General features: G+C 68.9%; 19 protein-coding genes and 2 pseudogenes. 9 read left to right on the top strand and 12 right to left on the bottom strand.

The features are described from left to right. The 4 genes and pseudogenes from ACWCRJ_RS38995 to ACWCRJ_RS38980 all read left to right on the top strand — a co-directional run. A pseudogene (locus ACWCRJ_RS38995) lies at positions 1 to 96 on the top strand (sugar ABC transporter permease); the annotation flags it as partial. Positions 97 to 150: 54 nt separating this feature from the next. Next, positions 151 to 2,187: a beta-galactosidase gene (locus ACWCRJ_RS38990; protein WP_450943743.1), complete on the top strand. Its 2,037-nt coding sequence runs from the start codon at positions 151 to 153 to the stop codon at positions 2,185 to 2,187. A gap of 571 nt (positions 2,188 to 2,758) precedes the next feature. Continuing rightward, positions 2,759 to 4,885 carry a glycoside hydrolase family 2 TIM barrel-domain containing protein gene (locus ACWCRJ_RS38985; RefSeq protein ID WP_450943742.1) on the top strand — a complete coding sequence of 709 codons (2,127 nt, stop codon included), beginning with the start codon at positions 2,759 to 2,761 and terminating at the stop codon, positions 4,883 to 4,885. A 925-nt stretch (positions 4,886 to 5,810) separates the two neighbouring features. Next, positions 5,811 to 6,206, top strand: coding sequence for a winged helix-turn-helix transcriptional regulator (locus tag ACWCRJ_RS38980; protein ID WP_450943741.1), 396 nt, complete (start codon positions 5,811 to 5,813; stop codon positions 6,204 to 6,206). A 187-nt stretch (positions 6,207 to 6,393) separates the two neighbouring features. Here ACWCRJ_RS38980 and ACWCRJ_RS38975 read toward each other — a convergent pair whose 3' ends face one another. The 7 genes from ACWCRJ_RS38975 to ACWCRJ_RS38945 form a co-directional block, all read right to left on the bottom strand. Further along, on the bottom strand, positions 6,394 to 6,942 hold the full coding sequence (locus tag ACWCRJ_RS38975) for a putative immunity protein (protein ID WP_450943740.1): 549 nt from the start codon (positions 6,940 to 6,942) through the stop codon (positions 6,394 to 6,396). 381 nt (positions 6,943 to 7,323) lie between these two features. Then, positions 7,324 to 8,304, bottom strand: coding sequence for an alpha/beta fold hydrolase (locus ACWCRJ_RS38970; RefSeq protein WP_450943739.1), 981 nt, complete (start codon positions 8,302 to 8,304; stop codon positions 7,324 to 7,326). Between the two features lie 484 nt (positions 8,305 to 8,788). Further along, positions 8,789 to 8,989, bottom strand: a complete 201-nt coding sequence (locus tag ACWCRJ_RS38965; protein WP_450943738.1) for a hypothetical protein — start codon at positions 8,987 to 8,989, stop codon at positions 8,789 to 8,791. A gap of 20 nt (positions 8,990 to 9,009) precedes the next feature. Continuing rightward, positions 9,010 to 9,177, bottom strand: a complete 168-nt coding sequence (locus ACWCRJ_RS38960) for a hypothetical protein (RefSeq protein WP_450943737.1) — start codon at positions 9,175 to 9,177, stop codon at positions 9,010 to 9,012. A gap of 114 nt (positions 9,178 to 9,291) precedes the next feature. Next, on the bottom strand, positions 9,292 to 10,104 hold the full coding sequence (locus ACWCRJ_RS38955) for a phosphatase PAP2 family protein (RefSeq protein ID WP_450943736.1): 813 nt from the start codon (positions 10,102 to 10,104) through the stop codon (positions 9,292 to 9,294). A gap of 210 nt (positions 10,105 to 10,314) precedes the next feature. Further along, entirely contained in the window at positions 10,315 to 11,271 is a 957-nt protein-coding gene (locus tag ACWCRJ_RS38950) for a hypothetical protein (RefSeq protein ID WP_450943735.1), read from the bottom strand. Next, a complete protein-coding gene (locus tag ACWCRJ_RS38945; protein ID WP_450943734.1) occupies positions 11,268 to 11,609 on the bottom strand; it encodes a PadR family transcriptional regulator in 342 nt (113 codons plus the stop codon). Before ACWCRJ_RS38945 ends, ACWCRJ_RS38950 begins: the two co-directional genes overlap by 4 nt. A 370-nt stretch (positions 11,610 to 11,979) precedes the next feature. Between ACWCRJ_RS38945 and ACWCRJ_RS38940 the strand changes: the two are divergent. Then, positions 11,980 to 12,075, top strand: a pseudogene (locus ACWCRJ_RS38940) (DDE-type integrase/transposase/recombinase); the annotation flags it as partial. Positions 12,076 to 12,203: 128 nt separating this feature from the next. On the opposite strand, the gene ACWCRJ_RS38935 reads toward ACWCRJ_RS38940, so the two are convergent. After that, the gene (locus ACWCRJ_RS38935; RefSeq protein WP_450943733.1) at positions 12,204 to 13,661 is read right to left on the bottom strand and encodes a serine hydrolase domain-containing protein; all 1,458 of its coding nucleotides are present in this window, start codon (positions 13,659 to 13,661) and stop codon (positions 12,204 to 12,206) included. Between the two features lie 132 nt (positions 13,662 to 13,793). Here ACWCRJ_RS38935 and ACWCRJ_RS38930 point away from each other — a divergent pair, with 132 nt between their 5' ends. Then, positions 13,794 to 14,519 carry a TetR/AcrR family transcriptional regulator gene (locus tag ACWCRJ_RS38930; protein WP_450943732.1) on the top strand — a complete coding sequence of 242 codons (726 nt, stop codon included), beginning with the start codon at positions 13,794 to 13,796 and terminating at the stop codon, positions 14,517 to 14,519. 756 nt (positions 14,520 to 15,275) lie between these two features. On the opposite strand, the gene ACWCRJ_RS38925 is transcribed toward ACWCRJ_RS38930, so the two are convergent. Next, positions 15,276 to 15,620 (bottom strand): ANTAR domain-containing protein, encoded by a 345-nt coding sequence (locus tag ACWCRJ_RS38925; RefSeq protein WP_450943731.1) that lies wholly within the window; start codon positions 15,618 to 15,620, stop codon positions 15,276 to 15,278. Positions 15,621 to 15,933: 313 nt separating this feature from the next. Continuing rightward, on the bottom strand, positions 15,934 to 16,254 hold the full coding sequence (locus ACWCRJ_RS38920; RefSeq protein ID WP_450943730.1) for a DUF6207 family protein: 321 nt from the start codon (positions 16,252 to 16,254) through the stop codon (positions 15,934 to 15,936). Positions 16,255 to 16,564: 310 nt separating this feature from the next. Between ACWCRJ_RS38920 and ACWCRJ_RS38915 the strand changes: the two genes are divergently transcribed. From ACWCRJ_RS38915 to ACWCRJ_RS38905, 3 genes are all read left to right on the top strand, one after another. Continuing rightward, positions 16,565 to 16,735: a hydrophobic protein gene (locus ACWCRJ_RS38915; RefSeq protein WP_190148394.1), complete on the top strand. Its 171-nt coding sequence runs from the start codon at positions 16,565 to 16,567 to the stop codon at positions 16,733 to 16,735. Between the two features lie 483 nt (positions 16,736 to 17,218). After that, a complete protein-coding gene (locus tag ACWCRJ_RS38910) occupies positions 17,219 to 18,937 on the top strand; it encodes a cellulase family glycosylhydrolase (protein ID WP_450943729.1) in 1,719 nt (572 codons plus the stop codon). Between the two features lie 491 nt (positions 18,938 to 19,428). Beyond that, on the top strand, positions 19,429 to 20,175 hold the full coding sequence (locus tag ACWCRJ_RS38905) for a GntR family transcriptional regulator (RefSeq protein ID WP_450943728.1): 747 nt from the start codon (positions 19,429 to 19,431) through the stop codon (positions 20,173 to 20,175). 110 nt (positions 20,176 to 20,285) lie between these two features. On the opposite strand, the gene ACWCRJ_RS38900 is transcribed toward ACWCRJ_RS38905, so the two are convergent. Next, a complete protein-coding gene (locus ACWCRJ_RS38900; RefSeq protein WP_450943727.1) occupies positions 20,286 to 21,065 on the bottom strand; it encodes an SDR family NAD(P)-dependent oxidoreductase in 780 nt (259 codons plus the stop codon). A 13-nt stretch (positions 21,066 to 21,078) separates the two neighbouring features. Continuing rightward, on the bottom strand, positions 21,079 to 22,362 hold the full coding sequence (locus ACWCRJ_RS38895) for a substrate-binding domain-containing protein (protein ID WP_450943726.1): 1,284 nt from the start codon (positions 22,360 to 22,362) through the stop codon (positions 21,079 to 21,081). Between the last annotated feature and the right edge of the window lie 19 nt (positions 22,363 to 22,381).

Here is a 22,381-nt window from a genome sequence, read left to right as displayed (position 1 = left end):
GAGGCCTCCGCGCTGGACGGCGCGAACGAGTGGCAGACGTTCAAGAACGTCATCTTCCCCACCCTGCGCCCCACCAACACCGTCGTCCTGGTCGTAAAGGGCTGAAGCAACCCTCCCGCTCGTTCCCCACACCTTCCGGAGAACCAACCAGTGAGCAACGAACGCCGCCTTCGCCTGCCCGGCATCACCTACGGCGGCGACTACAACCCCGAACAGTGGCCCGAGGAGGTGTGGGCCGAGGACATGGCCCTGATGCGCGAGGCCGGGGTCACCATGGTCAGCGTCGGCATCTTCTCCTGGGCGCTGCTGGAGCCGGCCGAAGGGGTCTACGACTTCTCCCGCATGGACAAGATCCTGGCGCTGCTCCATGAGAACGGCATCGCCGCCGACCTCGCCACCCCGACCGCCGCCCCACCGGCATGGTTCTTCCGCGCGCACCCCGAGGCGCTGCCGGTCGACCGCGACGGCCGCACGCTGTCCTACGGCAGCCGCCAGACCTTCTGCCCGTCCAGCCCCGCCTACCGCACGGCCGCGCTGCGCATCGCGGGCGCGCTTGCCGAGCGGTACGCCGACCACCCGGCCGTCGCCATGTGGCACGTCCACAACGAGTACGGCTGCCACAACGCCGCCTGCTACTGCGACACCAGCGCGGCGGCGTTTCGCGTGTGGCTCCGGAAGAAGTACGACGACGACCTGGCAGCACTGAACCACGCCTGGGGCACCACCTTCTGGAGCCAGTGGTACTACGACTGGGGGGAGATCATCCCGCCCCGCGCCACCGGCGCCGACCCCAACCCCACCCACCGGCTGGACTGGCGCCGCTTCTGCTCGGACGAACTGCTGTCACTGTTCACCGCCGAGCGTGACGTCCTCCGCCGCGCCGCCCCGGAGATCCCCGCCACCACCAACTTCATGGTGATGCACAACTTCGACGCCCTGGACTACTGGCGCTGGGCCCCCGAGCTGGACATCGTCTCCAACGACCACTACCTGCTCTCCACCGACCCGGAGTCGGAGATCGACATCGCCCTCTGCGGCGACCTGGTCCGCTCCGTGGCCGGCGGGCACCCCTGGCTGCTGATGGAACACTCCACCGGAGCCATCAACTGGCAGCCCGTCAACCGCGCCAAGAAACCCGGCGAGATGCGCCGCAACGCCCTCGCCCACATCGCCCACGGCGCCGACGGCATCGCCTACTTCCAGTGGCGGGCGGCCAGGGCGGGCGCCGAGCAGTGGCACTCGGCGATGCTCCCGCACGCGGGCACCGACAGCCAGATCTGGCAGGACGTCGTGCAGCTCGGAGCCGATCTGCGCGCCCTCGCCGAGGTCCGTGGCAGTACCAGCCCCGCCCGGGTCGCCATCGTCTGGGACTGGGACGCCCGCTGGGCCCTGGAACAGCCCTGCCAGCCCAGCGGTGAACTCCGCTTCCAGGACCTGGTGCGGCACTGGTACGCACCGCTGTGGAGAGCGGGTGTGGCGGTCGACTTCGTCCGTCCCGGCGCCCCGGACCTGGACCGCTACCAGCTCGTACTCGCCCCCAGCCTGTATCTGGTCGACGACGCGGGAGCGGGCAACCTGGCGGCGTTCACCGAGCGCGGCGGAACCCTGGCCGTGGGCTTCCACAGCGGCGCGGTGGACGAGAACTGCCACGTACGCCTGGGCGGTTACCCGGGCGCCTTCCGGGAGATCCTCGGGGTGCACGGCGACGAGTCGTTCCCCCTGCTGCCCGGCCAGTCGGTCGGCCTGGCCGGCCGGGTCCCGCAGGACGCCACCGCCGACCTGTGGACCGAACGGCTCCGGCTCACCGGGGCGGAGGCCATCGCCGCGTACGCGGACGGACCCCTGGCCGGCGTCCCGGCCATCACCCGCCACTCGTACGGCAGCGGCACCGCCTGGTACCTCGCCACCCACCCGGACCCCACCACCCTGGCCTTCGTCCTGGAGCGCGTCTGCCAGGACGCGGGCGTACGCCCGGAGCACGAGGTTCCGGCCGGCATCGAGGTGGTCAGGCGGCGGGGCACGGACGCCGACTACCTCTTCCTGATCGACCACGCCGGCCGAGGCGCCGAGATCCCGGCCGGCGGGGTCGAACTCCTCACCGGAAAACCGGTCAGCGGCTCGGTCACCGTCCCCGAGGGAGGCGTCGCAGTCGTCCGCGAGCCGATGACCGAACCGAGTGGGCAGTGAGGTAGGGAGTTCCGTCCCTGCGCCGGTCTCTTCTGCGCAGGAACCCGTCTCTGCGGGAACGTGTGACTGCGTGGACAGGACCGCGCAGTCAGCCCGACGACGCCGGACATCAGCGAGGTTCGGCCAAGGGGTCACCTGGATGCACGGTGAACCCGAGGGTCAGGACGGGCGGCGGTTTCGCCGCTGCACGGTCTGGACGCGGCCCGTACTTGGCAGAGGGCTGGTCGCGATGTGTTCGGCCACCGAAACGAGGTGACGGACCTGAGTCCGCTCGACCGTGCCGACGTGCTTGGGCCGTCTCTGCAGGTGCGGCCTCGCCCAGCTTCCACATGACCAACGGCCGCGCGGGCAGACGCGCGCCGGACATGTCCGAGAACTGCACCGCGCGCAACTACGGCGCCGCGATCCCGGGGAACCGCGGCTGGACGCGCGGTGGGACCGGGGCACTCCTGTCGGTTGCTTCGCGCGGGCCGTCAGCCCCTTCCGGGTGCCGCCCGGCCTGCCACGGTCGTCGGCGTATCGCCGCGCCAACGGAATGTCCTGCTTCAGCTCTACGAAAGTGAGTTCTGACATGACAGGTTTGCCCAGTCGCCGACAAGTGCTGAGCGGGGCGGCTGCGGGAGCACTGGCCTCGCTGGCCGGGATTCCGCATGCCGGTACCGCGTCCGCCGCCGTGACGTACACGGCGCCGGACCCGCGGGTGTGGATCCACCTCAACAACGGGTGGCGATTCATCAGAGCGGACGTCACAGGTGCGCAGGCAACCGGATTCAACGACTCCGGATGGATGTCGGTGAACACGCCCCACACCTGGAACGCCGTCGACGGTGCCGACGGCGGCAACAACTACTACCGCGGAGTGGGTTGGTACCGTCGCCACTACACCGTGCCGTCCGAACTGACCGGGAAGCGGCTGTACCTGCAGTTCGCCGGGGTCAACCAGGTCGCCGACGTCTGGGTCAACGGCACGTACCTCGGGCAGCACAAGGGTGGGTACTCCCGCTTCAGGTTCGACGCCACCGCCGCGCTGGTCCCGGGAGGGGACAACGTGATCGCGGTGAAGGTGACCAACGCCCGCGACAACAACATCGCCCCGGTGGGCGCGGACTACACCTTCCAGGGCGGCATCTACCGCAACGTGAGTCTGTGGGCCGTCGACGACCTCCATGTGCGAATGACGGACTACGCGGGACCCGGAATCTACCTGCGGCAGAGCAACGTGACCGCGGCGTCGGCCACGGTGACCGTGACCACGAAGCTGTGGAACGACAGTCGCACCACGAGATCGGTGGTCGTCCGCACTGTCATCGCCGACAAGAGCGGGACCATCCTGGCCGAGACCAGCAGTGCAGCGCAGACCGTCCCCGCAGCCACCGGCACGGAGATCGGGCAGACCGTCCGCATCGACAACCCACGCCTGTGGAACGGCCTGGCGGATCCCTACCTCCACAACGCCAGCGTCGAGATCCATGACGTCACCGCGGGCGGGGACAGGATCACCGACGCGGTGACCGAACGCCTCGGCCTTCGCTCCCTCGCCGTCGACGCCGACACCGGCTTCCACCTGAACGGCGGCCACCTCCACCTGCACGGCGTCAACCTGCACCAGGACCGGGCTGTCAAGGGCTGGGCCGTCTCCGACGCCGATCACACCCAGGATCTCGATTTCATCAGCGAGATCGGTGCCAACGCCATCCGGATGGCGCATTACCAGCACGACCAGAAGGACTACAACCTCGCCGACGAACGCGGGATGATCGTCTGGGCGGAGATCCCGCTGGTCGACATCGTCACCGACTCGGCCGCCTTCACCACCAGCACCCAGAACCAGCTGCGGGAACTGATCCGGCAGAACTACAACCACCCCTCGGTCGCCTTCTGGGGCATCGGAAACGAACTGCTGGACTACAACGGCACCGCCACGAACAAACTCCTCGCGTCGCTGGCCGACATCATCGCGACCGAGGACCCCGACCGGCTCTCCACCTACGCCGTACGCGGCGAGGACCCCGACAACGCCCAGGCGGGTCTGCACACACGGACAACCGGCTTCAACAAGTACTACGGCTGGTACTACGGCTCCAAGGACAATGACCTCGGAGCGTGGGCCGACAACCTGCACGCGAACGCTCCCTCCCGCAGGATCGCCATGTCGGAGTACGGCGTCGGCGCAAGCACCACCCAGCACGCGCTCAACCCGCCGAAGCCCTCTCCGGGCGGACCCTGGCACCCCGAGGAGTACCAGTCGCTGTTCCACGAAGCGGCCTGGATGCAGCTCGCCGACCGGCCGTACATCTGGGGCACTTTCGTCTGGGCCATGTTCGACTTCGCCTCCGACGGCCGCAACGAAGGGGACCGGCCCGGCATCAACGACAAGGGCCTTGTCACCCGCGACCGGCAGATCCGTAAGGACGCCTTCTACTGGTACAAGGCCAACTGGGCGAGCACTCCCACGCTCTACATCACCAGCCGCCGCTGGACCCAGCGGACCGATGCCACCACCGAACTGAAGGTCTACTCCAACGCGGACAGGGTCACCGCCACCCTCAACGGCGTCTCCCTGTCCACGCTGAGCAGCAGCGACCACATCTTCCGGTGGACCGACGTCACCCTCAGGCCGGGGCGGAACACCGTCACGGTGACCGCGACCATCAACGGCTCCACCTACACCGACAGCGTCAACTGGACACTCGGCTGACCTGACAACGTCGACCATGCGGGTCCATCCCCTCGCCGCCTTGCCCCCTCCCCCACCACCGGTGTCATGCGGTACGCGGATGGTGGGGGGCCTGACTGCTCAGCGGCGGGCTGCGCAGGCAGGGATCCGGCTGGATGCCGGGCGGGGGTTCACTCGCGGTGACATGCATTCGGTCATCGCCAAGTACTGCGTGAAGGCGGGATGGAGGGCCTGTACGCGAAGGGACCCACAAAACAGGCGAGCTGTCGGACGGGAGGTTCGCCCTGTTGGAAAAGGAGCCGGGGAGCCGGCCAAAGGGCGGCCGGTCGCGCATGGCTGGGAAGGTCAGCGGTGGACTCTGGAGCGTGTCCGAACGATCGCGCCGAAGAAGGTGAGAGGACCGTGGGGTGGCCCGGAGGCCAGGAGGCGATCCAGGGTGATGGCGGCAGTCCGATGGTGGCCGGTGAGTTCGCGGTGGTGCACTGCCGCCGGCAGCCACGCCCTTAGGCCTACGGTGCACGACCACCTGTCCAGTTCCGCCCTGCACCACCCGCGCCGGCCGGGAGGCGCAGTCCCTCCCCGCCCATCCCCTGCCCTTCGCCCCGTACGGACCCCCGCGCGACAACGGACACCGAACTGACCGTGTTCCAGCCTCGTGTGAAAGGGCAAGGGAGCCTGCACTCGCCCCCCGTGTTTCAAAAGGGACGCACGTATGCGGGCGCAACAGACCGGTGACGAGCAGTGGAAGGGCTCACGACGCCCAGGGATCGCAAAGGCCGTGCGACGGCCCCGGCCCGTCGCCGGAACGCCTGCAGAGTCGATGTTGAGCCTTCAGCGGCTCGTCGGTAACGCGGCGGTGTCCCGCGCCATCGAGGAACACTGCTGCACCTGCCGCACCCCGATCAATAAGGCACATTTCGGTGCCTCGGTTCTCTGGAGGTAAACCATGAGCGGCACAGTGGGCGGCGAGTCGCGGCCGGCACGGCCGCAGGACCCGTGCCAGGCCCGTGAGGTACTCGGCATCGTCGGCGACAAGTGGTCGCTGCTGATCGTGCGTAACCTCAGCCAGGGGCCGCGCCGCTCCACCGAACTCAAGCGGGCCGTCGACGGGATCAGCCAGCGTATGCTCACCGTCACCCCGCGCGGCCTGGAGCGCGACGGGATCCTCACACGGACCGTCCGCAACGTCATGCCGCCGCACGTCAGTTACGAACTCACTCCGATGGGCAGGACCCTCCGCGAAGCCACCGCACCCCTGTTGGAGTGGAGCATCACGCACCTGACGCACATCGACGCCGCCCGCGCCATCTACGACGCCCGCCCCGACACCTCGCCCGCCTGACCCCCGCCCGGCTGTACCCACCCATCGGCAGGTACGGCTCGATGAGCCCCCCGGTCATCGGCGAACTGTCGCCATGTCACACCCTGCGTTCCATCGCGACCAGCCTCACCAGGGCAACGAAATCCGCACTCTGGTCACGGCGTCAACCATTGACGGAGGTCGGGCCGCACCGGCTGGACGTTCAAAGTCACTCAGGGAAGGTGAGTGAACGAAGGTCGGCGTCCAACATGCGGATCAACTCACCGACCCGTCCGCCGCCACTCGGCGCCGCCGGAAATCGTTTGAGCACGTCAACGACGACCGGTGTCGCACGGTGCAGCGTCTGCTCAAGGTGTTCGGCACCAACACGCCGATCGTCGTCGGCGACGAGTTCGGCCGCTCTGGCCGCGTAAGCGCCAGCTCCGAGGATGTGCTTGACCTGGGTGGCCTTTGCCAGCGGATGCAGGTAGGCGGCGCCTGCCGCAGCCATCGCTGCCCGAGCCGCCTCGCGCGCAGCCGCAGTGTCCGCGCTGTTGGCTGCCTTGAGTGCCGCCCACGCTCTGTCGCGCAGAGCCTTCCCTCGCTCGCCGCCACGAGCGAACTCCCGCGCGGCGTCGATAGCGTCTCGAGGCCGCAAGTCGTCCGGCTGGTCGCCTTCGAATACCTCGAGCACCACTTCCGCGCACGCTGCAGCGAACGCGGTGACCGCACGAAGATCTTGCTTACTCAGGCCGATCTCGCTCACTTCCCCTGTCATGACTCCATCCTCGGCCATTGCGCCGGACGGCCAGGCGGCTGGGGCGGCTCCGTGGCTGGCCCCATGCCGACTGGCTCCCGAGCAGACCGGATCGTGGAAGGCCAATCGGCCACAGCAGAAAGGAACCGGTGAGCCGACCGCTCTGCCAGATGACCTACTCCGCAGACTGTCGCCCTCGACCAGCGTGAGCACCCCGGAGGACTGTCACAGCAGCCCTTTGACCTGCGATCTCAAGTTGGCGGAGACTCAGTGTGGAGTCACTCGATGGGCTCCAACCGACGTCGTGCATCACCGCTCCCGCACAGCGGTGCGCATCGCGGTGCGTGGCCGCAGGAACGTCACCTTGATCATCGGGAGTCGCGCTCGTCATGCGCGCATGCGTCAGGCGGGCAAGGAGGCAAGCCACTCGGTCAGGAACCGGTTGATCTCCTCGGGGCGTTCCTGCTGAATCCAGTGACCGCAGCCATCAAGAATATGCGAAGAGACCAGGCCGGGCAGAGTAGTGGGGTACGCCTGGATGGCGTCGGCCATCCAGGCAGTCGAGGCATCCAGGGCTCCGCCCACGAACAGCGACGGCTGGGTGACGGGGGCGCCGTTGTAATCGACCAGATCCTCCCAGTCCCGGTCCATGTTCCGATAGCGGGCCAGTGCCCCTGTCATACCGGTCCGTTCGAACTCCGCGGCGTAGACATCGAGGTCGTGCTCGCCCAGCCAGGACGGCAGCCGGCCGGCCGGGAACCGGTCACGTAGCCTGCCGCCGTGGCTGACGAAATGGGGGTCCGGCGCGCCCGGTGCGGGCATGGTGTCGGCAGACAGGGCGGTGTAGAAGCCCGCGAGCCAGCCGCGCACATCGGGCTCGATCTCCGCCTCCGCGCGGCCCGGATGCTGAAAGTAGGAGACGTAGAACTCCTCAGCCCCGCCCATCTGTGCGAAGGCCTCACTGGGCCTCGGCCCGCCGGGCGGAGCGTAGGGCACGCTGAGCAGCCCGACCGCGCGGAAGACATCGGGCCTGATCAGCGCGGAGTTCGCGGCTATGGTCGCTCCCCAGTCGTGCCCGACGATCACCGCGGCCTGCTCCCCCAGAGCGTCCACCACAGCAACGCCGTCCTCCACCAGGTTCAGCATCCGGTACGCGTCCACCGCCGCAGGCCGGGAGGAGCGACCATAACCGCGTACGTCCACAGCCACCGCGCGATAGCCCGCAGCGGCCAGTGCCGACAGCTGATGGCGCCATGAGTACCAGGACTCCGGGAAGCCGTGTATGAGGAGAACCAGCGGCCCGCTGCCCTGCTCCACCAGGTGGATTCGGCCGGCAGGTGAGGGAACCAGACGGTGGGTGAGGTCGGCGGCGGTCTGTGGCATGGATCCTCCTGGGCACATTACGGATGGCCGGTGCCGGCGACCGGACCACACCACTGCTGCCAGGCTCCGGCCAAGGGCACCGGCACTGATCGTTCAGTGGGCAGCACACCAAGCGCGACTCCCGTTGCCGATTCAGCAAAAGCCGACCGCCTCTGACAGACGACCTTCTTTACAGACTGCCGCCCTCCACCCGAGCACCCGAAAAACCCGTCACACCAGCCTTTGGCCGCGGGCCCCGCTCGTAGGAGGATGCGGTCCGGTTGCGGGTCAGCAGGTGCAGCACTGCCTGCTTCTCGGTGTCTCGCAGGTTTACACCACAGCGACGGTGTCGACGGCGGCCGGCGCTATGTCGACCACCGGCCGCACCCGGACCCACCCCGGCCCACCCCACCGCAGCCGCCGCTCGCGCCCGCGCCGCCCGCCGGTCGATGACGTCGGCACCATAGGCCCGGACCGCTGAAGTGCCATCGCTCGCGCAGCTCGGTCAGCGACAGCAGCTCCGTGCGCTTCGGCGGGCGCGTCTGGTCCTCGGCCGCCGGCCCAGCGCGTAGGCGGCCCACTCCCCCGGCGGGTGCCCCTGCCGTTCCTCGTCCTTGGCGGTGAAGCCTGGAAGCGCGTCCTCGATCCGTCGGCGGCGGGTCGACTGCCAGCCGATGAGCCGCTGTTCGATGCCCGCGATGTCCATGACGGGCCGTCAACCGGGCGTCACCACACGGGGCGCCCACGCCAGCCGAGCCGGGTGGACACCTCCTCCATGACGTAGAAGATGTAGAGGATGTAGAGGGTGGCGGCCGCGACGATGCGGACCAACGTCGAGTCCGCCGACGCCGCGCCGGGCGACACCGGCTTGTTGACCGGACCACGGGAGGACACGCCGGGCGGGAGCGCATCCCCGCTCGGGCGTCGACGGCTTCTACGGCTGGGCGGTGGCGTCGGACCGCCGGTTTGCCAGGATGCGCCGGTTCCCGCCCGGAGCCTGCCGGGTGGTCAGCCCAGTGCGGGGCGTGTCCGGCGTGCGGCGTGTGCGGGCCGCCCGACTGCGGCGTACCAGACCAGGGCCGCACATATGAAGGCCGTCGCCGCGGAGACCAGTGACCTTGTGAGGGTGTCGTTCCGTGCGCCAGAGACGAGGGCGATGGCCAGTGCCAGTGTCAGGGTGATGGCGGGCAGCGCACGGGGGCTCCGCGTGGGGTCTGGCGCGGTGGCTGGCGGCAGCAGCCAGGTTGCGAGGCCGTAACAGGCACAGGCCAACAGTGTGGCTCCCAGTACTTCGCTGGGTCGGTGGCCGCCCATGGTCGCGGTGGCGGCGGCGATGCAGGCGAGCCACAGCACACCGGCCGTGGCGACGTAGGGGCGGATGCGGGGGGAAACCACGAGGACGGCGGCGAGGGTCAGCGCGGCGGGGATGGCCGTGTGCCCGCTGGGAAAACCCTGATCAAGGAGATTCTCGGGCGCACCCACCAGATCGGGGCGGGGCATGGTCGATTTGAACACCTCCTTGCCTCCGGTCGTGAGAATGACGATCCCGAGCGCCGCGAACCCCTGCCGCCAGCACCGCCGCACCAGGGTGAGGACCACGATGACGGCAAGGCCGACCATCAGGGTGGGCTTGGCGGTCAATTCCATCGGCGGCAGGGGTGTCGAGCCGTAGGCCGATCCTGACAGGGGGTAGATCCATGCTTCTTCGCCGCCCTGTCTACCGAGACGGAACAGGGCGTTCTCAGCTCGTTGCCCCCACGGGGTGCAGATGGCGAGCAGGTAGACCGTCAGGAACCCCAGGGTGTACAGCAGAGCCGGCATCCACGGCCGTGTCGTACGCGACGGGCCGGGGTTGTCGGGGGCCTCGGGGGCCTCGGGGGGCTGCCTTGAGGTCCCCGGACGGTACGCAGGCAGGGACGGGGAATCGTGCTGAGTCATCGCTCTGTTTCTTCCGTTGGGGGGAGTTCGGTCGCGCGCGTCTTGCGGCACGACGTGGGCCGCCGGGCTCGGTCGGCCCACCGGGGGACGCTCCTACTCGGCGAGTGCCTGCGCCTGCCGGCGCTGGGCGGTGAACGCCAGGGCAGGCAGGGGTGCGATCAGCAGGATGAGGACGACCAGGTCCGGAAGGGACTGCATGAACGAGTCCGGCTGAACGACGATCGCCTGCGTGCGGACGATCGCGACCGCCGCGACGGGGATCAGCCACCGGTGGTCGCCGGTGGCGTCCGTCGCCACCCACGCTGCGATCAGCGCGGCTACTTCGAGGGCGAACAGGCCGCGTTGGAAGGTCGGACTGACGGAGATGATGTGCAGGCCCCCGGCCACGAACATGGCGAGCGCGACAGGGGCCAGCCAGCGGTACGAGCGGCGTCGTAGACGGCTGGGACGGCCGAGCGCCAGCACGGCGCACGCAGCGCACAGTGCCCCCGAGAGCGCCAGGTCGCGGGCCGTTATAGGGGTGCCGAGACCGTAATAGCCAAGGCCCGCCTTGCCCTCGTCGCCGAAGAGAATGCGGCCGTGGGACGTGGCGCCGGCCCAGATCATGACTGCCGCGGCCGGCAGCGCGATCCACGCTCTGCCACGCAGCAGAGCGATCAGACAGCCCAGGGGGAGCAGCCCGTAGGGCAGCAGGCGTATCCGCGTGGGTCCTTCGGCCCACGGGTACCAGCCGGAGAAGCGGAAGGCGATGGCGTGCTGTCCGGGGTCGATGTGCAGTGCCCAGTGCCACACATCCTGCAAGTACGGAACCAGCGCCAGCGCGGCGAGGGCCAGGGCGGCCAGGTGGATACCGTCCAGCCACCACGGCCGAGTGGTGTCGTCGACGGTGGCACGGGCGCGGGCCTGTGCTCCGGCGCGCACCAAGGCGGCACCTTCCCGCGGCGGGGGCCAGGAGCGGCCGGGATACGCCTCGGCCAGGCAGGCCAGCAGCTCCTCTCCCTGCCGGGAACGGTAGGACTTGGGATAGGCCGCAAGCAGCAGACGATTCATGCCGGGGCCGCTCCGGCATCTCGCGAGTGTCCGATGACGAAGGCCGCCGCCTGCTGCATCCGCAGCGCCTCCCGGCCGAGCGCCTCGGTGCCGTCCTCGGTGAGCCGGTAGTAGCGCCGCGCCCGCCCGTCCACGATCTCCTCATCGCCGGCGGCCACCAGCCCGGCCCTCTCCATCCGCTCCAGCGCGCCATAGAGGGTGCCGACAGCGATCCGGAGCCGCCCGTCGGTGGCCTGCTCGGCAGCCTTGATGATGCCGTACCCGTGCAACGGGCCATCCATGAGCGCAGCAAGGATGAAGTACTGCGGTTCCGTCAAGGGCGGATTCCGTCTGGTCATGCGTCGAGTATATATCGAGCAACGAAATATATCGCCCAGCTCCGGGCGATCATCGGCAGCGCCTCCACTCCCGCGGCGAGCGTCGCCCTCTCCCGGCCGACGGGCGCGGCGGCGGTCTCCTCGACGCACCCGCGCGGCGTTGGCGCATGCTCACCGCGACCTGGTCCGGGCCGAGCGGGACATCACTCCCACCGTGTCCGCCGGACCCGCCCCGCCTCCGTTGCACCTTCCACGAACCAGACCCAGTTCGTCCGGACCGGAGACCAAAACGATCGCCAAGTACAAGCCAGCCGAACGCGGCCTGCCGTTCCCTATCTGAAGTTCAGCCAGGCTGGCCGACTTCACGGCAGCCGAGGGGGCGAGAGACGGTGTGTGGCGGGCGGTCGACCAGGACGGCAACGTCCTGGACATCCTGGTGCAGAGCCGCCGGAACAAGGCCGCGGTCAGGCGCTTTTTGCACAGGCTCGACCATCTGAAGCAGATCACCTTGCCGAGCTGCACCCCGCGCCGTGAGCACACAGCCCGAACCCGACTCCACCACGCCCCGGCACGCCGTCAGACACCACCACACCCGACAACGTGACGAACGCCGTATCACGCGATCTTCGGACCGCAGCGCATACCGATGTAGACGCAGCCCGTGCCGTCCCCCAGCGTGGAGAAGATCACGGGCATGTAGTCCTCGCTGAACGCCGCGCCCACCCCCGTGCCGGCGAAGACCGTCCCGGTCACCGGCACCAAATCGATCTCCAAGGGCTCGGAGAAGTCCTTCATGCCGTCGACGAACTCGTACACCGCATGGCCGACGCCGTTTCGCTCCGTCACGGTGATGACCACGCCCTCGCGCCGGTACGTGCCTACGAGCGGCGCGAAGTCGACCACGGGCGGCTGGGCCGGCGGGGCGAAGGGCTCCGGCATCCTCACCCCGGCCAGATCGGCGAGGAGTTCCCGGTAGAGCGCCGCGTACAGTTCTCGCGCACCACCGCCGTTGGTGAGCAGCACGACCGCGACGCCTGCCGGCGGCACGACGCGCAGGTAGCCGTACTGGCCGATGGAGGCGCCGTCGTGGCCGTAGCCCTGGACGCCGTTCCAGTCGTACAGGGTCCAGCCCAGCCCCCAGCCGTCCGCGCTCACTGTCCACTTGTCGGGGGAGTCGACGACGCGTCGCTGCATGAGTGCGACGGTTTCCTCGGACAGCACGCGTGTGCCGTTCTGCGCCACGCCGCCGTTGAGGTGCATCCCCGCGAGCCGCGCGACGTCCCCGGCCGTGGCGATGACTCTGCCGTACGGGCCCGCGGAGCGCGGCATCAAATCCCAGGACGGCGCCGGGTCCGGGTCTTGACCCGCCTCGCCCAGGTGTCCCATCGCCGCACGGAAGCGCAGTGCCTCTTCAGGCAGCGTCATGGTGTGCGAGAGACCGAGCGGTGTGAGGAGCAGGTCCTTCAGGGCTTCGTCCCAGACCTTGCCGGTCACCACCTCGATGATCCGGCCGAGGACGTTGTACCCGACGCTGCTGTAGGAGATCGCGGCGCCGGGCGGGCAGTCGAGGGCCACATTCCTCGCGGCCTCGACGTACTTGGCGAGGCAGTCGTCTCCCCGCCCGCTGTCGTAGGTGAAATCGCAGGTGAGGCCGCTGGTGTGGCTGAGCAGTCGGCGCGTGGTGATCGCCCTGGTCGCGTCGGGATCGGCGACAGAGAACTCCGGCAGCACGTCGACCACCGGCGCGTCCAGGTCCAGTTCACCTGCTTCGGCGAGCCGCATGATCAGGGTGGCCGTGTAGATCTTGGCGATCGAGCCCAACTGGAAGACCGAGTCGGTCGTCGCCTCCACGCCCGTGCCTCGGTGCAGCACACCACTGGCAAGCTCGTGGACGGTCCCGTCGACCAGAAGCGCCAGCGAGGCGGCCGGGACGTGATGCTCAGCGCGCAACGTGTCGAGGCGGGCCTGCCAGTGGGCGAGATCCAGCTTCCGGCCCGCTGAATTCCGGCTTCCCCACTCGCCGTTGACCTTCCAGCTGCCCTGCTCGTCCCAGCTCATGGCGTTCTTCGACATGTCGCCCCCTATTCGATGCGTACATCATTCCCCGACGCGAACACTGTACGCAGAGTGGAACGCTGTACGCAATGCGCGTACAGCGTGCGCTAAAGTTTGGAGACAAGCGTGACCACGCAGAGACGAGGGCGTATGCCAGCCGACAGGAAGCCGCACACATCGGTGTGGAGCCGTCCGCGCCCCCGGCAGCGGGAGCACCTGACCCGTGAGCAGATCGTCGCCACAGCCATCGAGCTGCTGGACGCGGAGGGCGTCGAGGCGCTCACCATGCGCAAGCTCGGTACCCGCTTGGACGCCGCGGCCACCTCCCTCTACCGACATGTGGCCAACAAGGACGAGCTGATCGAGCTGGTCGTGGACGACGTCTACGGAGAGCTGCGGATACCGGCCGCCGCCGACCGCACCCGGTGGCGCGCGGCGGTCACCCGCATCGCCGCCGATCTGCGGGCGATGACTCTGCGACACCCCTGGATCGCCCCCGAACTGGGCCAGGTCGGTCTCGTCCACATCGGCCCGAACGCCATGCGGATGGCAGCGGGGCTGCTCGCACAGTTCGAGGCGGCAGGCTTTCCCCCGGACGAGAAGGACCGGGCCGCGGGGACACTCACTGCGTACGTCGTCGGGATTGCGACCTCCGAGGCCGCGTACCTCTCACAGATCGCTCGCAGTGGCAGAACCGAGCAGGAGTGGGTGGCGGACCTGCGCCCGGCCTTCGACGAAGCCGCTCAGCAACACCCGCGACTGCGAGAGGGAAGCTCCGCCCGACAGGACGTACACCCCCAGCAGATCCGCGACGGCGACTTCGCGTACGGGTTGGACCGGGTCCTCGACGGCCTGACGGCCCGACTCGGCGCATGAAGCGACGTCCATCGCGACCATCAATCGCCCCTGGAGACCGTCGGGACCCGGCGGGACCCGGCGGGACCCGGCGGGACCCGGCGGGGGTCGCAGCCGCACCCAGCCACTGTCCTACACCGCCTCCCCCACCACCACGACCCAGCCGACCGGCCGCACCGGCCGCACCGGCCGCAGTCTGGGCGCGGTCTCCGAGCACCTCACCGACTTCCGCGAGGCCGGCCTGGTCACCAGCGCCCGCGATCGCGAGGGGGAGCGGGACCTCGGGACGGTGAAGGTGCAAAACGGGCCGGCAGCCATGCATCGATGTACAGCCCTCGTCGCCGGCACGGGATCCCACCGGCCTCCCTTCATCCACCGCATTGGGCGCGCCCCAAGCCCCGATGCGGCCATACATGGCACAAACATGTGTCCAGCGTCGCGGCCCAGGTGCATCCGAGCGGGACGGTTGGGCACAACTGTCCGCGACCGGCCCGATATCGACCAACTCGTCGAGAACGCGTTCAGCGAAGCCCTGCTGCCCACGGCGGCCGCGCTCGCCGCCGCGGGGCGTGGTGGACCTCAGCGATGTGACCTTCCTGGACTCCAGCGGTAGGTATCAATGCCCTCGTCGCCGTCTATGACGCGTCAGCGCCGCCGAAGGCCGACTGCGTATCGCCGCCCCGCAGGAATCGGTCCTGGGCGACTACAGGTGGTCGGCGTCGACGGGTTCATCACCTGCCACCCCACCCTCGAGCCGGCCCTGAACCCCGGAGCGTCCTACCCGGGCCGGCCTGGAGGGTCCTCCTGCCGCGAGTGGCGCTGCACGGTCTCCTCCAGCTCCCTGCGCACTGGCTCCGGCAGCGGCCGTCCCAGCGCCCGGCCGATCACCATCTCGGCCACCGTGTGCAGTTTGATGTTGGTGTGCTGCGAGACCTCACGCAGCACCTCGAACCCGGCGTCCGGCGGGAGCCGGCGCGCCGCGATGAGGACACCGATGGCCTGGTCGACCGTCGCATGGGAGCCGACCGCGTGCCGTAGCTGGGCATTCTCCAGCTCCAGGCGGGCCACCAGGACGTCGCGTGTACCGTCGGGCAGGTGCCGCGGTATGCGGGAGGTCGTCATGACTTCTCTCCATACAGGGCGGACGTTTCCATTACGCCTGCCCCGGACCCATCGCGGCAAGACGAACCGGCGCAACGCAAAGATCGCACACAGCGTGAAGAGGGGCTATTCACCGACCGTGGCCGGTGAATAGCCCGAGAGGCTGTCTTCCCAACCACTCCCCTGCCGGGTCACCCTCACTCGCATGCTCACACCACCGGTACCGCCAACGGAGCCGCGCCCGTGTCCTGGCCCCCTCCCGAGCGGGCGCCGGTTTTCGGGCACTTCCTGTTCATCTTGTTCCTGTGCACACGGCACCGCATCGTTGCGGCGCTCACCACCGACATCCAATCGTCCAGGACGACTGCGATGCGCCAAGGCCCGGATCATGCACGGAAGCGCGAGAGCCAAGATTCCCACCGGCAGCATCCGGAAGTAGTAGCTGGAGGAGCGTCGGCGGCAACCGCTTGTGAATCGAGTGGCTGGTGCAGGTCCAGGTAGCAGCGCCGCCGGACGCCGGGCCCCCCGCGTCCCGCGTCATCCGCTCCGTTGTCGCTGTTGCCCACCGTTCGGCGAGCAGTTGCTGAAAGGCGAGCGCGGTGTCGTCGTCGGCGGCCGCGACGTCGACGACGACGACCAGACACGGCTCACTCACGTGCGCCTAGTTGGCCGGGTTCACGTACACCACCGCGCCTGGCCTGCCAAGCGGGTCCCGCAGCGACAGTGCCTTCACCGAACCACTGCAGGCGGTCAGGGACTGTCGCCGCCCGCGTCCCGGCGGGCCAGCTCGCCGGGACGCGGGTCGTACAGCGCAGCCCGACGCACCGTACGAAGAACCGATCCGGCGTGAGGTAACGCCGTGGAGAGACTGGGTTCAGTGCCCGCACGAGCAATGGAGAAACCAGGGAAATCGACCGTGTGTTCCCGCGTTCACCGGGCACGAGGAGCGACGGAGGTTGATAACTATGGTTCCCCTGCTTCTCGTTCTTCTGCTGGCTCTGATCCTCTTCGGCGCGGGCTTCGCGCTCAAGGCGCTGTGGTGGATCGCTGTCATCGTGCTGGTCGTCTGGCTGCTGGGCTTCGTCATGCGCTCCGCGGGCGCGGGCGGCCGCAGGGGACGCTGGTATCGCTGGTAACCGGCTGAGCAGCAGCGTGCTGGTGGGCTCCGGATGCATCCGGAGCCCACAAGCATGTTCCGGATCAGGGCATCTCTCCGGGAAACCGGTGTAATTACCACCTTCCCGAGAACCGGGTGGGCCTCAAAGCCGGCCCGGTGGGCAGTGGAACCTGCGCCTCCGGACCACCGGACCTCAGCCGCCCCGACATCGCGCACCGCGCGCTCGCCAGACAGCCATCTGCCGTCGCAGGCCGCGGTGGCCCTACACCTTCCCAGCCCCAGTGCGACGGTCGCGGGCCGGGTGCGGAGAAGGCGTAGGATCCCCCGCTGACTGATTGAGGGAAGCGCTTCGACGCCTATCCTTTCGAAACTCGATGCAGGTTCCATGTGCATCAGCCCGTTCTCTCCGTCGCCTGGTTGCGCTAGGCTCCCCGACGTTTCGAAGCGCTTCGACTATGACGGCTTCGACACAGGCAGGCCTTTCGACTCAATGGAGAGTTCTATGCCGAGTTCAGCCGGTTTCACTCGCCGCCAGGTCATGACGACCTCCGGGGCCCTCGCCATCGCGGCGTTGTCCACCTCGACGGCCGCCGAGGCCGCCGCCCGGTCCACTGGTTCCGCCGCGTCGGCGTCCGCGCTGGACGTCGTCGCGAAGATGCAGCCCGGCTGGAATCTGGGCAACACCTTCGAGGCCATTGGCGCCGACGAGACGGCGTGGGGCAACCCGCGGGTGACCCGGGCGTTCTTCCGCAGGCTGAAGGCGCAGGGCTTCAAAAGCATCCGGGTCCCGGTCACCTGGGGCCAGCACGAGGGCCCGGCTCCGGCCTACACGCTCGACCCGGTGTTCCTGGCCAGACTCAAGCAGGTGGTCGACTGGGCCCTGACCGATGGTTTCTACGTTCTGATCAACATGCACGGCGACGCGTGGCAGTGGGTGCCGAACATGCCGACCCAGCATGACGCGGTCCTGGCCCAGTACACGGCCACCTGGAAGCAGATCGCCGCCGCCTTCCGGGACGAGCCGCGCCGACTGCTTTTCGAAAGCATCAACGAGCCCTTCTTCAACGGCAGCTCCGGCGACGAGCAGAACGCCGTTCTGATGAACGAGCTCAACACGACCTTCCACTCCGTCGTGCGCGCGACCGGCGGACGCAACGCCGACCGGCTGCTTGTCATGCCGACCCTGGGGGACACCCCGGATCAGCCCAAGATCGACACCCTGCTCGCCACCTTCGCCGCGCTCGACGACCCGAACCTCGTGGCCTCGATCCACTACTACAGCTTCTGGCCCTTCAGCGTGAACCTCGCCGGCTACACGACCTTCAACGCGGCCACCCAGCAGGACCTGACCGACACGTTCGACCTGCTGCACAGGTCCTTCGTGGCCAAGGGGATCCCGGTCGTCGTCGGTGAGTACGGGCTGCTCGGCTGGGACTCCGGCCCCGGCACGGTCGAACAGGGTGAGACGCTCAAGTACCTTGAGTATCTCGGCTACTACGCGCGTTACCGGGGTCTGACCACGATGTTGTGGGACAACGGCAGCCGCTTCAACCGTCGCACCATGCAATGGAACGACCCGAGCCTCTACGCGCAGATACGTTCCAGCTGGACCGGGCGCTCCGGCACCGCGTCCACCGATCAGCTCTTCGTGCCCAAGGGCAAGACCCCGACGGACGCGACGATCACGCTGAACCTCAACGGCACCAGGCTGACGAGGATCGATGTCGGCACCCGTCCACTGCTCCGGGGCGTGGACTACACCGTCAGCGGCAGCACCCTGACGATCGCGGCGGCGACGCTCGGCCGGCTGACCGCGTCGCAGGAACACGGTACGAATGCCGTCCTGTCCCTCCGGTTCACGGAGGGAATCCCCTGGGCCGTCAACGTCATCACCTATGACAAGCCGGTCCTGACGAGCGCGACGGGTACGACGACCTCGCTGGTGATCCCCACCGCGTTCAACGGGGACAGGCTGGCGACCATGGAAGCCGTCTACGCCGACGGCAGCCCCGCCGGTCCGCAGTCCTGGACAACGTACAAGCAGTTCAATGTGGCCTTCACCGTGGACTACGCCGCGGACACGATCACCTTGCCGACCGCGTTCTTCGGCGAGGTCACCGACGGCGCCCCCGTGACCCTCACCTTCCACTTCTGGAGCGGGGCGATCTTGACGTACACGCTGACCAGGTCCGGCACCGCGGTCACGGGCACCTCCGCCTGAGAGCGGGTCCATCAGGAATCAGACGGGTGCCCTGACGCCCGTCTGACCGGCACCGCGCGGCCCACTGACGACACCGGATGTCGCCTCTCCTTGCCGTTGGAAGACGTCCCCCGCCCCGTTCCGACGGCTTGTAGCAGGGCGGGCGACGGCTTCGATGCCGGACGCGGCCCCTACCCCACGGAGCGGGCGCGCGCCCGGGCATGGACAGGCACCTTCCAGGGCCACGCGCGCCCGTCGCCACCCCACGGCGGCGGGCTCGCTGACGGTCGTTTTCCCTTCCCGACCCTTCCCGGCCCTTCTCGCCCGGGTCGGACTGTCATACAATCACGCGGACCGCCTCACGGAGCGTCCGGACACCGGGGCCATGCATGGACCGCCCGCCGCTCAGCCGTGTGTCACCCGGTTGAACGTTCCGAGTCAGTCCGCGAAACTCGGGCGTGGAGGCTCGATGCCGCTTGGGTTGTACGATCGCCGTACCGTATCCTGATCCCGTGACCGCATCAGGCAACTCAGCGCCCCGTAGCCCCGGCGAATCCGTCGATCTGGCCGCCCAGGTCGGCCGGGTCGCCGCACCTCTGCGTCAGCAGGTGCTCGATGTGCTGCGGCAGGCCATCCTCAGCTTCCACTACGCGCCTGGTCAGCGACTGGTCGAGCGTGAGCTGATCGAGGAGATCGGCGTCTCGCGCACCACCATCCGCGAAGCTCTGCGCGAGCTGGCGGCCGAGGGTCTGGTCAAGACCATCCCGCAGAAGGGCGCCGTCGTCGTGGTGCCCTCACTCCAGGAGGCACTGGAGCTCTACGAACTGCGCGCCGCCCTGGAGGCGCTCGCCGTGCGCCGGTTCACCGAGGTCGCGTCGGACGACCAGGTGGCGGAGCTGCGCGGCGCGTTCGAACAACTGGCCGAAGTTGCGAACGGCGACGGTGACACCCTGCAGATCCTCAAGGCCAAGGGCCAGTTCTACGACGTCCTGCTGCGCGGCTGCGGCAACCGCTCGGTCCACTCCACGCTCGGCGGTGTCCAGGCCCGCCTCAGCCTGTTGCGGGCCACCTCCCTGGCCCAGCCAGGGCGCACCGCACGCAGTGTGCAGGAGTTGCGCGCCATGGTCGAGGCGATCGAGGCGCGCAATCCCGAGGCAGCCGTGCGTGCGTCGAACCACCACGTCGAGCAGGCGAAGCGGGCGGGGCTGGAGGGGCTGTCCGCCACCAGCGGGCTGCCGTTCAGCACCGCCTCGCGCTGAACCGCCTCACTGTGAGCCGTCTCGCTCTGAGCCGCACCGCCTGAACCGCACCGCCGGGAGTCAGGGGGCGCGGTCCAGAACACGTGCCTGCGGTAAAACGCGCTTGCGGTTCAGTGCATGACGTATCCGCCGTTCGGTGACAGCGTCTGGCCCGTGTAGAACGCCGATTCGTCGCCGGCGAGGAACAGGATCGTATGCGCGATCTCCTCCGCGGAGGCGGCCCGGCGCAGCACCCCCAGGCCGACGACCGCACGGCGGATCTCCCTGTCCGTCGGCAGCATCGGAGTGTCCGTCGCGCCGGGCGCCACCGCGTTGACCCGAATCCCGTCGTCCGCCACGAGCGCGGCCACCGCACGGGTGAGCCCCAGCACGCCGGCCTTGGACGCCGGGTACATGGCCGGCAGAGGGAAGTTGGCGAGGGCTCCCACGCTGGAGACATTGACGACGGACCCGCCCGGCGGGGAGTTGCGACGCATCAGACGCACGGCGGCTCGCACGGAGTAGAACGTACCGGTCAGGTTGACCGCGATGACCTCCGCGAAGTCCTCGTCGGTGAGATCGCAGATGTCGGCCTGGGCGCCCGAGATGCCTGCCGCGTTCACCGCGATGTCGAGTCGTCCGAACTCGGTGAGAGCGCGTTCGTACGCGGCGTCCACCTGACCGCTGTCCCGTACGTCGGCGCCGACCGGGATCGCCCCCTCGATCCCGGTCACCGCCCGGGCCGTCCCTTCGGCATCCAGGTCCACGGCCAGGACCCGCGCCCCCTCGTCGGCGAAGCGGCTCACCGTGGCCAGCCCGATGCCCGAGGCGGCGCCGGTGACCAGGGCGGTCCGGCCGGCGAGCAGGCCGCCGGCCCGCTGCCGGCGGCTGCTCCTCGATGACACGCTCATACGGCCCCGGTCCTCAGTTCGTCGCGGGGCCGGCGGGGTGGTCGAAGAACTTGTCGAGGTACGCCTGCGGCATCCACGCCTCGCCGTCCTCGACCTCTCCTAGATCGCTCGGCTTCGCGCCCTTGGGCAGATAGTCGGCCAGGTTCGCCTTGGTGATCAACGACGGCTCGCGGGTGATCGTGCCGACCTTCGGGCCCTCTCCCCCCATCACCATCATCCCGACGGAGAACCAGGCCTTCGTCTCCTGCGTGCCGTTGCCGCCCGTACCGGCGGTCTCATAGCCGTCGGCCGCCTCCAGCTTCTTCCAGGAGGCCAGCGACGAGGCGGACGCCCCGGCGTCCACCACTTTGGGGACCTTCCGTCCGGTCGAGTCGAAGGCCGCGTAGACGCCGGAGCCCATGACGCCGAGCTGCGCCACCATGTCGATTTTCTGTGGGTGGCTGGAGAGGAACTTCAGCAGCTCGGCCTTGGCCACGGGCGGCACGAAGGCGCCGTTGACCTCGCCGAGCACCTTCATGTCGGGGCATGCGGCCAGCACGTCCTTGACGGCCTGGTAGCCGATCTTCTCCGTCGACAGTCCCTGGAAGCCGCGGACGACGACGACATTGCCCTTGCCGTCGAGTTGCTTCGCGACGAGGGCGGCCGGCCGGGCGACGTTGAGGTAGGAGTTCTCCGCCACGTTCACGGCGTACTTGGAACGGATGGTGGAGGAGAGCGCGACCGTCACCACGCCCTTCTTGCCGGCCGCGTCGACCGCGGAGACCATCGCGTCGCCGGAGAGGGGCGTGACGTAGATGATGTCGACACCGGAGTCGACCAGCTCGTTGTAGCCGCGGATCTGCTCGGCCGGGGTCATGGTTGCCGGGTCGGTCATGATGCGCTTGACGAGTTTGCCCTGAACCAGCCCCTTGGCCTTGGCGGCGGCGAAGCTCACGTCCATCTGCTTGACGACGGACGCGGCGAACGCGTTCGAGGCCGGCAGATACGAGAAGCCGACCTTCGCGGCGCGGTTCAGCTTCTTCTTGTCCCGCCAGGCGCTCGCGAACACGTCCTCGCCGTAGGCGTTGTAGGCCTTCTGAAGCTCCGCGGGCAGGGCCTTGACAGCGCCGTCGGGGTCCTTGGGCGCGATGGTCGGCACCTCGCCGCAGCCGGCGGACGCCTTCCCCTGGGTGTCGGTCGCCCCGGAGGCGACCGTGCCGCCCGCCCCGCCACAGCCGGCGAGCAGGGCCGTGAGGACGATCCCGGTGGACGACGCCACGACGCTTCTGCGGGCGTGCCGGTAGCTGGATCTGTTCATGGAGAGCCTTTCTGAAACA

Source organism: Streptomyces sp. NPDC002324, assembly GCF_053593335.1.
The sequence above is the reverse complement of the archived record's forward strand: the minus strand, read 5'-3'. Positions and strand labels throughout refer to the sequence as shown.

Coding starts and splice junctions, on each gene's coding strand:
- ACWCRJ_RS38945 (WP_450943734.1), bottom strand. CDS start 11,609: ATGACCAGACGGAATCCGCCCTTGACGGAACCGCAGTACTTCATCCTT.
- ACWCRJ_RS38915 (WP_190148394.1), top strand. CDS start 16,565: ATGGTTCCCCTGCTTCTCGTTCTTCTGCTGGCTCTGATCCTCTTCGGC.
- ACWCRJ_RS38965 (WP_450943738.1), bottom strand. CDS start 8,989: ATGGACATCGCGGGCATCGAACAGCGGCTCATCGGCTGGCAGTCGACC.
- ACWCRJ_RS38925 (WP_450943731.1), bottom strand. CDS start 15,620: ATGACGACCTCCCGCATACCGCGGCACCTGCCCGACGGTACACGCGAC.
- ACWCRJ_RS38980 (WP_450943741.1), top strand. CDS start 5,811: ATGAGCGGCACAGTGGGCGGCGAGTCGCGGCCGGCACGGCCGCAGGAC.
- ACWCRJ_RS38950 (WP_450943735.1), bottom strand. CDS start 11,271: ATGAATCGTCTGCTGCTTGCGGCCTATCCCAAGTCCTACCGTTCCCGG.
- ACWCRJ_RS38900 (WP_450943727.1), bottom strand. CDS start 21,065: ATGAGCGTGTCATCGAGGAGCAGCCGCCGGCAGCGGGCCGGCGGCCTG.
- ACWCRJ_RS38975 (WP_450943740.1), bottom strand. CDS start 6,942: ATGACAGGGGAAGTGAGCGAGATCGGCCTGAGTAAGCAAGATCTTCGT.
- ACWCRJ_RS38910 (WP_450943729.1), top strand. CDS start 17,219: ATGCCGAGTTCAGCCGGTTTCACTCGCCGCCAGGTCATGACGACCTCC.
- ACWCRJ_RS38930 (WP_450943732.1), top strand. CDS start 13,794: ATGCCAGCCGACAGGAAGCCGCACACATCGGTGTGGAGCCGTCCGCGC.
- ACWCRJ_RS38985 (WP_450943742.1), top strand. CDS start 2,759: ATGACAGGTTTGCCCAGTCGCCGACAAGTGCTGAGCGGGGCGGCTGCG.
- ACWCRJ_RS38970 (WP_450943739.1), bottom strand. CDS start 8,304: ATGCCACAGACCGCCGCCGACCTCACCCACCGTCTGGTTCCCTCACCT.
- ACWCRJ_RS38895 (WP_450943726.1), bottom strand. CDS start 22,362: ATGAACAGATCCAGCTACCGGCACGCCCGCAGAAGCGTCGTGGCGTCG.
- ACWCRJ_RS38955 (WP_450943736.1), bottom strand. CDS start 10,104: ATGCCGGCTCTGCTGTACACCCTGGGGTTCCTGACGGTCTACCTGCTC.
- ACWCRJ_RS38935 (WP_450943733.1), bottom strand. CDS start 13,661: ATGTCGAAGAACGCCATGAGCTGGGACGAGCAGGGCAGCTGGAAGGTC.